Source organism: Marinobacter sp. M1C, from assembly GCF_023314135.1.
In the GTDB taxonomy this organism is placed as follows: Bacteria; Pseudomonadota; Gammaproteobacteria; order Pseudomonadales; family Oleiphilaceae; genus Marinobacter.
Window position 1 is genome coordinate 2,004,401 of record NZ_CP092289.1, and the last position, 13,220, is coordinate 2,017,620.

The following is a 13,220-nucleotide window of genomic DNA, read 5'->3' on the forward strand; positions in this document are numbered from 1 at the left end:
TTTTACAGCGAGTTTGCGGTTTGCTGCACAACTGACCGATTTATCGCCAAGGATACAGATCTCCGATATGGGTAAAAGTCTCGTAATTGTCGAGTCGCCAGCGAAAGCGAAGACCATCAATAAGTACCTGGGGGACGACTTCATTGTTAAGTCGTCCGTCGGGCACATTCGTGATCTTCCGGTTAGCGGCAGCGGGTCCACCAGCGACCCCAAAGAGCGTGCTCGTCAGGCCGCCGTCACGCGTAAATTGAGCCCTGAAGACAAGGTGGTGCACAAGAAGCGTAAAGCTCGTGAACAGCTGGTCGCCCGTATGGGGATAGACCCGGATCACGATTGGAGCGCGCGCTATGAAATTTTGCCGGGCAAAGAGAAGGTCGTTAATGAGCTGAAACGCCTGGCCAAGTCGGCCGACCACATCTACCTGGCGACGGATTTGGACCGCGAAGGTGAGGCCATAGCCTGGCACCTTCAGCAAACCATTGGCGGCGAGCCGGAAAAATACCGGCGCGTTGTGTTCAACGAAATTACCAAGCGCGCTATTCAGGGCGCCTTCGAAAATCCAGGCAAGCTAGACACCGATATGGTGCATGCCCAGCAGGCAAGGCGGTTCCTGGACAGGGTAGTTGGTTACATGGTGTCGCCGCTGCTTTGGGCCAAATTGGCCCGCGGTTTGTCTGCCGGCCGTGTGCAATCGGTTGCGGTAAAGCTGATTGTTGAACGTGAACGGGAAATTCGCAAGTTTGTGCCGGAGGAGTACTGGCAGTTGTTTGCAGGCCTTGCAACCACCAGCGCCAAGCAGCCGGTGCGTTTTGAAGTGACCCGCTACAACGACAAACCTTATCGCCCGGTTAACGAAACCCAGAGCAATGACCACGTCACGCGGTTAAAAGTGGGTAAGTTTGCGGTAACCAAGCGTGAAGACAAACCCACCCGTTCGCGCCCGGGTGCTCCTTTCATAACGTCGACGTTGCAGCAGGCTGCCAGTAACCGCCTGGGCTTCAGTGTTAAGAAAACCATGATGTTGGCCCAGCGTTTGTACGAGGCCGGGTTCATCACCTATATGCGTACAGATTCCACCAACCTGAGCCAGGATGCCGTTAACAGCAGCCGCGACTACGTAGAGGCGACCTTTGGCAAAGAATACCTGCCGGACAGCCCGCGAATCTATGGCAGCAAGCAAGGCGCTCAGGAAGCTCACGAGGCTATTCGGCCGACCGAAGCTACCCGCAAGGCGGTCGCTATTACCGGTATCGAAAAAGACGCCGAGAAGCTTTACGACATTATTTGGCGCCAGTTCATTGGTTGCCAAATGGCCGACGCCGAATTTCTCAGCACGTCTATCGTCGTGTCCAACGGCGATTACGAGCTGCGCACCCGTGGCCGCATCAGCAAGTTTGAAGGTTTTTTGAAAGTGGCGCCCCAGGCGTCAAAAAAAGACGAAGATTTAGTGCTGCCAGACATCCATGTTGGTGAGAACCTGGGCCTGGATAAGCTCGAACCCACGCAGCACTTCACCAAGCCGTCACCGCGCTTCACTGAAGCGAGTCTGGTTAAAGAACTTGAAAAGCAGGGTATTGGCCGGCCTTCTACCTACGCCTCAATTATTTCGACCATTCAAGACCGTGGTTACGTGCGCCTGCAAAACCGTCGTTTTTACGCCGAAAAAATGGGCGAAATTGTGACTGAAAGGCTGTGTGAATCCTTCGGTAACCTGATGGATTACAGTTTTACTGCGCAGATGGAAGGTGATCTGGATCATGTTGCCGAAGGCAATGTGGAATGGAAAAAAGTATTGAATGATTTTTATGGCCGTTTCCGACAGCAACTGGAAGTGGCTGAAGCGGATGACGACGACGGCGGCATGCGCCCTAACGAGCCTACCGAAACAGACATTCCGTGTCCTACGTGCAGTCGGAATATGCAAATTCGCGTGGCCAGCACCGGCGTTTTTCTGGGCTGTTCGGGTTACTCGTTACCGCCAAAAGAGCGTTGTAAAACCACCATTAACCTGGTGACCGGCGACGAGGTGGTCAGCGCCGAAGAAGACGTGGAAGGTGAGGGCGAAAGCCGCCTGTTACGGATGAAGCGCCGCTGCCCGAAGTGCAGCACGGCCATGGACAGCTACCTGGTAGACGAAACCCGCAAGCTTCACGTGTGCGGTAATAACCCGGATTGCTCCGGGTATGAAGTCGAACAGGGCAGTTTCCGTATTAAGGGTTACGATGGCCCGACGTTGGACTGCGACAAGTGCGGCAGCGAAATGCAGCTGAAAACCGGTCGTTTCGGTAAGTATTTTGGCTGCACCAACGATGAGTGCAAAAATACCCGTAAGCTGCTGAAAAGTGGCGAGCCGGCACCGCCCAAGATGGACCCGGTGGCGATGCCGGAGTTGCAGTGCCAGAAAGTGGACGACACCTATGTGTTGCGCGATGGCGCGTCCGGCATGTTCCTGGCAGCCAGCAAGTTTCCCAAGAATCGGGAAACCCGTCCGCCGCTGTTACTGGAAATTAAACCTCACCGCGAAGAGATTGATCCCAAACACAACTATTTGATGGAAGCACCGGAGCGCGATCCTGAGGGTAATCCGTCGGTGATCCGCTACAGCCGGAAAACCAAAGAGCAGTATGTAATGTCGGAAAAAGACGGCAAAGCGACTGGTTGGTCGGCTTGGTACGTGAGCGGCAAGTGGCAGTCTAAACAGAAATGATGGCGGCGGATTGAGTCTTGAAGCGATGGGCGGGTGAAAACTCGCCCATCGCCGTTTATAAAGACGAAAAAATTCGCTATTGAACTTAGTCGCTTTACTTTTTAGGGCGCAAACGCGTGATAAGCGATGACGTATCCCAGCGCTCGCCACCCATCTGTTGTACATCTCCGTAGAACTGATCCACCAGTGCCGCTACCGGCAGACGAGCACCGTTTTTGCGCGCCTCTTCCAGGCAGATGGCCAGATCTTTACGCATCCAGTTCACTGCAAAGCCGTGTTCGAATTCACCAGCAATCATGGTGGCGGACCGGTTTTCCATTTGCCAGGACTGGGCTGCCCCCTTAGAGATCACTTCAACGACTTTACTGGCATCCAGACCAGCCTGTTCGGCAAAGTGCAGGGCCTCTGACAGCCCCTGAACCAACCCCGCAATGGCAATCTGGTTGACCATTTTCGTCTTTTGACCCGCGCCAGCTGGCCCCATAAGATTCAACGCTTTAGCGTAAGTGCTTAATACCGGTTCTGCTGTTGTAAAATCGCTGCTGCTACCACCGCACATGATGGTCAGTTGGCCCTTTTCGGCGCCTTGCTGTCCGCCAGACACCGGCGCATCCATAAAGCTCAGCTGGCGCTGTGCGGCTAGTTGGGCCAGGCGTTCGGCAGCCATCGCTGAGGCGGTAGTGTGGTCAATCAGCAGTGTGCCCTGGGTGGCATTAGCGAGAATGCCGGCGTCGCCTTCATACACCGCCAGTAAATCATCGTCGTTGCCCACGCAGGTAAGAACGATGGTGCTGCCTTGCACTGCCTCGGCGATGCTGGCGCAGGCTTTGCCGTTATAATCTTTTGCCCACTGCTGGCTTTTGCTGTTGGTACGATTCCACACCTGGACATCGTAGCCGGCAGCTGCCAAATGCCCGGCCATGGGATAACCCATAACGCCAAGACCAATAAAGCTCACGGTTGTCATGATTTGCTCCTCAGGATTGGTACAAAACAAAAAAACCGCTAAAACTAGCGGTTTTTCTGATATTTGATCAGGATGTTTGCATCACTGAATCAATCTTTTGGGTAATCGCGCTTGGGCGAACCCGTGTAAAGCTGGCGCGGACGACCAATGCGATAATCGCCGCTGACCATTTCGTTCCAATGAGAGAACCAACCGATGGTGCGTGCCATGGCAAACACAACGGTGAACATGGACGTTGGAATGCCGATCGCTTTGAGAATCAGGCCAGAGTAAAAGTCTACGTTCGGGTAAAGCTTACGCTCGACAAAGTATTCGTCTTCGAGGGCGATCTTTTCCAGGCGCTTGGCAATGCGCAGCAGCGGATCGTTTTCAAGGCCCAGTTCGGTTAGTACTTCATGAGCGGTTTCGGCCATGACCTTGGCCCGGGGATCAAAGTTTTTGTAGACCCGATGACCAAAACCCATCAGGCGGAACGGGTCGTCTTTGTCTTTGGCTCTTTCGATGAACGCTTCGATGTTGGCTTCGTCGCCAATTTCGGCCAGCATGGCCAAAACCGCTTCGTTGGCGCCGCCGTGAGCAGGCCCCCAGAGTGCTGCAATGCCGGAAGCCATACATGCGTAAGGGTTGGCGCCGGTAGAGCCCGCCAGGCGCACGGTAGAGGTGGATGCGTTCTGTTCGTGGTCAGCATGCAGGATAAATATTTTGTCCATTGCGTTGGCCAGGACCGGATTTGGCTTGTATTCCTCACATGGGGTGGCAAACATCATCTGCAGAAAGTTTTCGGCGTAGGTCAGATCATTACGCGGGTAAACAAACGGCTGGCCAATACTGTATTTGTAACACCAGGCTGCGATGGTGGGCATTTTCGCGATCAGGCGGTGGCCGGTAATTTCGCGCTGGTGCTCATCGGTTACGTCCATCTGGTCGTGATAGAACGCCGATAAAGCGCCCACAACGCCGCACATTATGGCCATTGGGTGCGCGTCACGACGGAAGCCGTTAAAGAAATTGCGCATTTGGTCATGCAGCATGGTGTGGTTTTTGATGGTTTCGTGAAATGCTACGTTTTCTTCGGCAGTGGGGAGTTCTCCGTGCAGCAGCAGCCAACATAGCTCCAGGTAGTCAGAGTGTTCTGCCAGCTGCTCGATCGGGTAGCCACGGTGCAAGAGCACACCCTTTTCGCCATCAATAAAGGTGATGGCGGACTCGCAAGCCGCTGTGGATACAAAGCCGGGATCGTAAGTGAACACGCCTTGCTGGACCAGGCTCCGTACATCAATAACGTCTGGGCCGACGGTGCCAGAGTAAACCGGCAGCTCAAGGGACTTGTTGCCCACTGTTAGCGTGGCTTTCCTGTCGGTCATGGTGCTCTCCTGTTTAGAAGCGTGTCAGATTTTCTGATTTTCAGAGTTTAACAATGCGCGAGTAGGGCGCGTATTATCGCAAAACTGGCGGCAAAATATAGGCTGATCGCTTTCTTTGTCAACAAAAGGCTACGCAAAAGATAAAAATGCTCGATAACGTCAATGAGTAAATGCCGGTATCCGTTATGGCGGTTGCAGGGCTTTGTTGTCAATAAGCCTTTTGTCTTCATATACATTCGTTTACTGGCAGTGATTTGCGTCAATTGCAGGTTTGTAATTAATTCGCTTACTCCTTATAATCTTTAGCCCGGAATTGGGGGGTTTAGCCAACCGTGGCGCCTTTCCCCAACGCAACCTTGCCAGCGCGCAACGAGTTGTCGGGGAAAAATCCCTTCATACCCTGAGCCAATCGTGTGTCAGCCTCGTATTTGCACACTGATCCTTACAAACCAATCATCTGCGTCCGGCTTGCCGGTTCCGCGGCAACAAAGAGAGTGTGAGAGCGCTGTGAATAGTAAACGACCAGTAAATCTCGATCTCGGCAAGTTTCATTTTCCATTGCCAGCCATTACTTCCATATTGCACCGCGTCAGCGGCATCATCATTTTTGTCGGTGTAGCGTTCATGCTTTATGGTCTGGATCTTTCCCTGTCAGGGGAAGAAGGGTACGGCCATGTAAGTGAATTGCTGAGCGGCTTCTTCGCCAAACTGATTATCTGGGGCATTTTGTCTGCCCTGCTATATCACCTGGTGGCAGGCACCAAGCACCTGTTGATGGACATGGGTATTGGTGAAGAGCTGGAAAGTGGCCTGGTGGCTGCCAAAGTGACTCTGGCCGTTGCCATAATTCTGATTGTACTGGCAGGAGTTTGGATATGGGCAATGTAAGTAGTGTAACCAATCTGGGCCGTAGCGGTGTTGCAGACTGGCTAATGCAGCGGGTTTCAGCCTATGTTCTCGCATTGTACACGGTGGTTCTTTTTGTCTTCATTATCGCCAATCCCGGCTTGGGCTACGAAACCTGGGCAGGCTTCTTTAGCCAGACCTGGATGCGCATTTTCACGCTGATGGCTCTGCTTTCGATTGGCGCGCACGCTTGGGTTGGTTTGTGGACAGTAACGACTGACTATATGAAATCAGCCTTACCGCGCTTTCTGGTGCAGGCCGCGTGCGGTCTGACCATGTTCGTGTATGTGGTTTGGGGTATTCAGATCCTGTGGGGGGTTTAATTAATGTCTAACATCAAGACCATGACCTTTGACGCCATCGTGATTGGCGGCGGCGGTGCCGGTATGCGCGCAGCGCTACAGTTGACTGAATCCGGCGTTAAAGCCGCGTGTATTACCAAGGTGTTTCCAACTCGTTCGCACACTGTGTCTGCCCAAGGTGGCATTACCTGTGCGATCGCCAGCGCGGATCCCAACGACGACTGGCGCTGGCACATGTATGACACCGTGAAGGGGTCCGATTACATTGCTGACCAGGACGCAGTTGAATATATGTGTTCGGTAGGTCCGCAAGCTGTATTCGAACTTGAACACATGGGTCTGCCATTCTCACGCACCGAGCAGGGTCGTATTTACCAGCGCCCGTTTGGTGGTCAGTCCAAAGGGCCGAATGATTCTACCCAGGCAGCTCGTACCTGTGCGGCGGCCGACCGTACAGGTCATGCGCTCCTGCACACGCTGTATCAAGCCAACCTGAAAGGTGGAACCACCTTCCTGAATGAATGGTATGCGGTAGACCTGGTCAAAAACGCCAAAAATGAAGTTGTTGGTGTTGTTGCCATCGAAATCGAAACGGGAGAAGTGGCATACATCAAGGCCAAAGCAACGGTTCTTGCGACCGGCGGCGCTGGCCGTATTTATGCCTCTACCACCAATGCCCTGATTAACACCGGCGACGGTATCGGCATGGCCCTGCGTGCCGGTTTCCCGATGCAGGATATGGAAATGTGGCAGTTCCACCCCACCGGCATTTACGGTGCGGGCACGCTTGTGACCGAAGGCTGTCGGGGTGAAGGCGGTTACTTGATCAACTCCGAAGGCGAGCGGTTCATGGAGCGCTACGCGCCCAATTCCAAAGATCTTGCAGGCCGTGACGTTGTTGCACGCTCTATGGTCATCGAGATTCTTGAAGGCCGTGGCTGTGGTCCTGAAAAAGATCACGTTCTGTTGAAGCTCGACCACTTGGGTGAAGAAACCCTGAATCTGCGGTTGCCGGGTATTTGTGAGCTATCAAAGACCTTTGCCCATGTAGATCCGGTGAAAGAGCCTGTTCCTGTTGTTCCAACCTGTCATTACATGATGGGCGGTATTCCGACGAACGTCGGCGGCCAGGCGCTGACCCAAGACGATGACGGCAAAGATCAGCCAATCCGTGGTTTGTTTGCCTGTGGTGAAGCGGCTTGTGTTTCAGTTCACGGTGCCAACCGTCTTGGCGGCAACTCGCTTCTGGACCTGGTCGTGTTTGGCCGTGCAGCTGGCCTTCACATTGAAGAGCAGTTGCGCAACGGCTTTGACGTAGACGGCGCCAGTGACGCTGACATCAAGCGCGCCATGGCGCGACTGGATCGGTTGGCGAATGCCCGCGAAGGTGAACACGTGGCGGCGGTTCGTAAAGATCTGCAAACCTGCATGCAGCTGTATTTCGGTGTGTTCCGCGACGGCGAAAGCATGGAAAAAGGTCTGCAACTGTTGAATGAAATCGGTGAGCGCGTTCGTAACACCCGCCTGACCGACACCAGCAACGCGTTCAATACCGCGCGTATTGAGGCGTTGGAACTGGATAACCTGTTTGAAGTTGCTTACGCCACTGCCGTATCAGCGGTAGAGCGAAAGGAAAGTCGCGGTGCTCATGCCCGCAACGACTTTACTGAGCGTGACGACGAGAACTGGTTGAAGCACTCGCTTTATTTCCCGCTGGACAAGCGGGTTGGCAAGCGTGATGTTAACTTCTCGCCGAAGACTGTCGACACATTCCAGCCGATGATTCGGTCGTATTAAGGGGACGAAGACTATGTTGGTAAGCCTTTATCGTTACAACCCGGAAGCAGACAACGCCCCGTTCATGCAGGATGTCGAGGTTGAACTTCCGAAAGGTAAAGACCTGATGGTGCTGGACGTGCTCAATCTGCTGAAAGAAAAAGACGTCACCCTGTCTTACCGGCGGTCATGCCGTGAAGGCGTGTGCGGCTCTGACGGCATGAACATGAACGGCAAAAATGGCCTGGCGTGCATCACGCCGGTGTCTCAGGTGATCAAAAAAGACAAGCTGGTATTGCGCCCGTTGCCTGGTTTGCCGGTTATCCGTGATCTGGTTGTGGATATGAGCCTGTTTTACAAGCAGTATGAAAAGGTCATGCCGTACTTGGTCAACAACCAGCCGGCACCCGCTATAGAGCGTTTGCAGACGCCGGAAGACCGTGAAAAGCTCGACGGTCTTTACGAGTGTATACTATGCGCATGCTGTTCCACGGCTTGCCCGTCGTTCTGGTGGAACCCGGATAAGTTTATTGGCCCCGCAGGCCTGTTGCAGGCTTACCGCTTCCTGGCGGACAGCCGTGACACCGCCCAAGCCGAGCGTTTGGCTGATTTGGACGATCCGTTCAGCGTGTTCCGTTGCCGCGGTATTATGAACTGTGTCAGCGTGTGCCCGAAGGGTCTTAATCCGACCCGGGCTATTGGTCATATTCGGAACCTGTTGCTGCAGCGGGCAACTTGAGCAGCAAAATGTAATACAGACGTTATACTGTGTCTGCTGAGTAAGACCCTTGAAGGCCTCGCCAATTTGGCGGGGCCTTCAACCAAAGGCGTATAGTCAATAGTCTGGTAGCGGTTCAAAATTCGTGTGCCGTGATTGTTAGCCGTTAGATGGCTTGCACTGCGTCGCTAAGTATAAAAAATTTCGGGGAAAGCAGGCATCCGTTCCGGATGTGGCGGCCAAAGTCGACAGCGTAAAAACCCGTATTGACTGGCATGAGGCACTGGCCGACCATAACGGCTTCCCGTACCAGCCCAAGGTGAGCTATTCAAAATGCACGAAAGCATCATGGAGCAGTTGTGGCAAACTTCCCATTTACAGGGAGGTAATCTTGCCTACGTTGAACAGCTTTTTGAAACCTATCTTTCAGACCCTAACGCCATTCCTGAAGAGTGGCGAAGTTACTTTGACAAGCTTCCCAGTGTCGATGGCTATCAGGGTAAAGATATTGCCCACTCCGCAATCCGCGAACAATTTAAGCATATTTCCAGCAATCAGCGTTTCCTGGCTAGCAATACTGCGCCAGAAGGTGCCGTACCTGATGCGGACAAAAAGCAGACACGCGTACTGCAATTGATTAACGCATACCGCTTTCGTGGTCACCAGCACGCGAAACTGGACCCGCTGAATGTCAAGCCGCGTGAATTGGTTGAAGATCTTGACCCGGCTTTCCACGAGCTTTACAGCGCCGATAACGATATCGAGTTTCAGACTGGCTCGCTGAGTTTCGGTTCGGAAACAATGAAGCTGGGCGACATCATAGAAGGCTTGCAGCAGACCTATTGCGAGAGCATTGGTGCAGAATACATGCACATTGTTGACACTCGCATCAAGCGTTGGTTCCAACAACGTATGGAGCCGATCCGCTCCAACCCCGGTTTTGAAGCCGACACCCGCATTCATTTGCTCGAACGCCTGACCGCCGCCGAGGGCCTGGAAAAATATCTGGGCTCACGCTACCCCGGCGTTAAGCGTTTTGGCCTGGAAGGTGGCGAAAGCCTGATTCCCTGCCTTGACGAAATCATTCAGCGCGCCGGTTCCGGTGGCACCAAAGAAATCGTTCTGGGAATGGCGCACCGTGGCCGCCTGAATGTGTTGGTTAATATTCTGGGTAAAAATCCGACAGAAATCTTTGACGAGTTCGAAGGCAAAAAACTGGCGGACTCGGGTTCCGGTGACGTTAAGTATCACCAAGGCTTCTCATCCAACGTGATGACCCCGGGTGGTGAGGTTCACCTGGCCTTGGCCTTTAACCCTTCGCACCTGGAAATTGTGTCCCCGGTGGTTGTGGGCTCGGTTCGCGCTCGCCAAACCCGCCGTGAAGATAAAGACGGCAGGCAGGTTTTGCCGGTGATCATGCACGGCGATGCTTCGTTTGCAGGCCAGGGCGTGGTGATGGAAACCTTCCAGATGTCACAGACCCGCGGTTTTGGTACTGGCGGCACTGTACATATTGTGATCAACAACCAGGTTGGCTTTACCACCAGCAAAAAAGAAGACGCTCGTTCTACGGAATACTGTACAGACATCGCCAAAATGGTACAGGCTCCGATTCTGCACGTGAACGCAGACGACCCGGAAGCGGTGTTGTTTGTAACCCGAATGGCAATGGACTATCGCACCGAATTTAAAGGCGACGTGGTTATTGACCTGGTGTGCTACCGCCGCCGTGGTCACAACGAAGCCGACGAGCCTGCCGCTACTCAGCCGATGATGTACGAAAAAATTCGTAAGCTGAAAACCACGCGCAATATCTACGTAGATAGTCTGATTGATGCTGGTGTCGTGAGCGAAGACCTCGCCAAGCAGATGGAAAATGATTACCGCACGGCTCTTGATAATGGTGAGCACGTAGTCAAAGCGTTGGTTAAAGAGCCAAACGCCAAGTTGCATGTTGACTGGACGCCGTATTTGGGCCATGAGTGGACAGCCAAGTGCAAGTCTAGCGTGCCACTGAAAACGATTCAAAAGCTGGGTAAAAAACTGAGCGAAGTACCGGAAGGTTTCAGTATTCAGCGTCAGGTGTCTAAAATCGTTAAGGATCGTGACAAGATGACGGCCGGCGCCTTGCCTCTTAACTGGGGTTACGGCGAGATCATGGCCTATGCAACATTGTTAAACGAAGGCTATCCGATTCGTATAACGGGGCAGGATGTGGGCCGTGGTACTTTCTCCCACCGTCACGCCGTATTGCATAACCAGAAAGATGGCTCTACGCACATTGCGCTGACTCATTTGTCTGACGATCAGCCCAAGTTCGAGCTTTACGATTCTCTGCTATCCGAAGAGGCTGCACTGGCCTTCGAATACGGCTATGCGACCACATCACCTAGCGCGCTGGTTGTCTGGGAAGCGCAGTTTGGCGACTTTGCCAATGGTGCCCAGGTGGTAATCGATCAGTTCCTGACCAGCGGTGAGCACAAGTGGGGCCGTCTGTGCGGCCTTACCATGTTGTTGCCCCATGGTTATGAAGGTCAGGGCCCAGAGCATAGCTCGGCGCGCATTGAGCGCTTCCTGCAGTTGAGTGCGGAACAGAACATCCAGGTGTGCGTACCCACAACGCCGTCGCAGGTATTCCACATGCTGCGCCGACAGGTGAAGCGCCCGGTTCGTAAACCATTGATTGCAATTACGCCAAAGAGCCTGTTGCGCCATAAAGAAGCTATTTCCAGCCTGGACGACCTGACTTCAGGTACATTCCAGACCGTTCTGCCGGAAAAAGAACCGTCTGATGCGAAAAAAATCACTCGGGTTATTCTTTGCAGCGGTAAGGTCTACTATGAATTGCTGGAGAAGAAGAAGACCGACGAGCGTAACGACACGGCCATTATCCGTATAGAGCAGCTGTATCCGTTCCCGGGTGAAGATCTGGACGAATTACTGGCGGGATTCAGCAAGCTTAAGCACGCTGTCTGGTGCCAGGAAGAACCGATGAACCAGGGCGCCTGGTATAGCAGCCAGCACCATATGCGCAACGCGCTGCAACGGCTGAACCCTAAACTGCACCTCGAATATGCGGGTCGTGATGCCTCGGCTGCACCCGCGGCCGGCCACATGTCTGTGCACATCGAACAGCAGAAAAAACTGGTTAACGACGCATTTGAAGTTTGACGAGCTACCGAGCTATCGAACTTCCGAGCTATCGAACAAAGGAACCGTAATGTCTACAGAGATTAAAGCCCCCGTATTCCCGGAGTCGGTCGCAGAAGGTACTGTCGCGACCTGGCACAAGCAGCCGGGTGAAGCCTGCGCGCGCGATGAGCTGATCGTTGATATTGAAACCGACAAAGTGGTGCTGGAAGTTGTTGCACTGGCTGACGGTGTCATCGAAGAAATCTTGAAAAACGAAGGCGACACCGTAGAGAGCGGTGAAGTGATCGGAAGATTCAAAGCAGGCGCTGCTGGTGAGTCTAAGGGCTCCGACAGTAAAGACGCTGCTGAAAGCAAAGACAAAGCCGAAAGTAAAGACCAAAGCGCCGACGTGTCGCCCTCTTCAGACACGATTCTGAGCCCGGCTGCGCGTAAGCTGGCTGTCGAGAACAACGTTGAGCCAAGTACATTGAAAGGTACTGGGAAAGACGGCCGGATTTCTAAAGAAGACGTTCAGAGCCACATTGATAACGCCAAGTCTTCCACTGACTCGTCTGCTGCCAAGCCTGCCGCTGCGCCCGTAGCCGAGATCAGTGCCGGTGAGCGGATTGAAAAACGCGTTCCCATGACTCGCCTGCGCGCCAGCATTGCGAAGCGCCTGGTCAATGCACAACAGAGCGCTGCCATGTTGACCACCTTTAACGAGGTGAACATGGGGCCGATCATGGAACTGCGCAAGCAATACAAAGAAAGCTTCGAAAAGCGCCACGGTATTAAGTTGGGCTTTATGTCTTTCTTTACCAAAGCCGTTACCGAAGCCCTGAAACGCTTCCCTGCGGTGAATGCGTCCATCGACGGCAACGACATGGTTTACCATGGCTACCAGGACATCGGTGTGGCGGTATCCACCGAACGCGGTTTGGTGGTTCCGGTAATACGTGACGCTGACGCACTGAGCCTTGCTGACATCGAGAAGAAAATTGTCGAGTACGGTACCAAGGCCAAAACGGGCAAGCTGGGCATTGATGAAATGACCGGTGGTACCTTCACCATTACCAACGGAGGCACCTTTGGTTCCCTGTTGTCGACGCCTATTCTGAACCCGCCACAAACGGCGATTCTGGGTATGCATAAGATCCAGCCACGCCCGATGGCAGTGAATGGTCAGGTGGTAATACAGCCCATGATGTATTTGGCGCTGTCTTATGACCATCGCATGATTGACGGCAAGGAAGCAGTGCAGTTCCTGGTTGCCATTAAGGATATGCTGGAAGATCCTGCGCGTATCCTGCTGGACGTATAGGCACTCCACTTATCGAATCGGAATACA

General features: G+C 53.4%; 9 protein-coding genes. 7 read left to right on the forward strand and 2 right to left on the reverse strand.

Annotated elements, in window-relative coordinates; genetic code table 11:
* The first annotated feature begins 67 nt into the window (after nucleotides 1-67).
* On the forward strand, nucleotides 68-2,707 hold the full coding sequence (gene topA / locus MIH19_RS09570; RefSeq protein WP_249008638.1) for a type I DNA topoisomerase: 2,640 nt from the start codon (nucleotides 68-70) through the stop codon (nucleotides 2,705-2,707).
* Between the two features lie 94 nt (nucleotides 2,708-2,801).
* Here topA and MIH19_RS09575 read toward each other — a convergent pair whose 3' ends face one another.
* Nucleotides 2,802-3,674, reverse strand: coding sequence for an NAD(P)-dependent oxidoreductase (locus MIH19_RS09575; protein WP_249008639.1), 873 nt, complete (start codon nucleotides 3,672-3,674; stop codon nucleotides 2,802-2,804).
* Nucleotides 3,675-3,763: 89 nt separating this feature from the next.
* Nucleotides 3,764-5,038 (reverse strand): citrate synthase, encoded by a 1,275-nt coding sequence (gltA, locus tag MIH19_RS09580; RefSeq protein ID WP_249008640.1) that lies wholly within the window; start codon nucleotides 5,036-5,038, stop codon nucleotides 3,764-3,766.
* A 507-nt stretch (nucleotides 5,039-5,545) separates the two neighbouring features.
* On the opposite strand from gltA, the gene sdhC reads away from it, so the two are divergent.
* The 6 genes from sdhC (at nucleotide 5,546) to odhB (ending at nucleotide 13,193) form a co-directional block, all read left to right on the forward strand.
* Complete coding sequence (gene sdhC / locus MIH19_RS09585; protein WP_249008641.1) at nucleotides 5,546-5,926, forward strand: succinate dehydrogenase, cytochrome b556 subunit; 381 nt, start codon at nucleotides 5,546-5,548, stop codon at nucleotides 5,924-5,926.
* Complete coding sequence (gene sdhD / locus MIH19_RS09590; RefSeq protein WP_249008642.1) at nucleotides 5,914-6,267, forward strand: succinate dehydrogenase, hydrophobic membrane anchor protein; 354 nt, start codon at nucleotides 5,914-5,916, stop codon at nucleotides 6,265-6,267. The genes sdhC and sdhD overlap by 13 nt, the downstream gene beginning before the upstream one ends.
* Nucleotides 6,268-6,270: 3 nt before the next feature.
* Nucleotides 6,271-8,043 (forward strand): succinate dehydrogenase flavoprotein subunit, encoded by a 1,773-nt coding sequence (gene sdhA, locus MIH19_RS09595; protein WP_249008643.1) that lies wholly within the window; start codon nucleotides 6,271-6,273, stop codon nucleotides 8,041-8,043.
* Nucleotides 8,044-8,056: 13 nt separating this feature from the next.
* On the forward strand, nucleotides 8,057-8,761 hold the full coding sequence (locus tag MIH19_RS09600) for a succinate dehydrogenase iron-sulfur subunit (protein WP_249008644.1): 705 nt from the start codon (nucleotides 8,057-8,059) through the stop codon (nucleotides 8,759-8,761).
* 312 nt (nucleotides 8,762-9,073) lie between these two features.
* Nucleotides 9,074-11,911, forward strand: coding sequence for a 2-oxoglutarate dehydrogenase E1 component (locus tag MIH19_RS09605; protein ID WP_249008645.1), 2,838 nt, complete (start codon nucleotides 9,074-9,076; stop codon nucleotides 11,909-11,911).
* 49 nt (nucleotides 11,912-11,960) lie between these two features.
* Nucleotides 11,961-13,193 (forward strand): 2-oxoglutarate dehydrogenase complex dihydrolipoyllysine-residue succinyltransferase, encoded by a 1,233-nt coding sequence (gene odhB, locus MIH19_RS09610; RefSeq protein WP_249008646.1) that lies wholly within the window; start codon nucleotides 11,961-11,963, stop codon nucleotides 13,191-13,193.
* The last annotated feature ends 27 nt before the right edge of the window (nucleotides 13,194-13,220 follow it).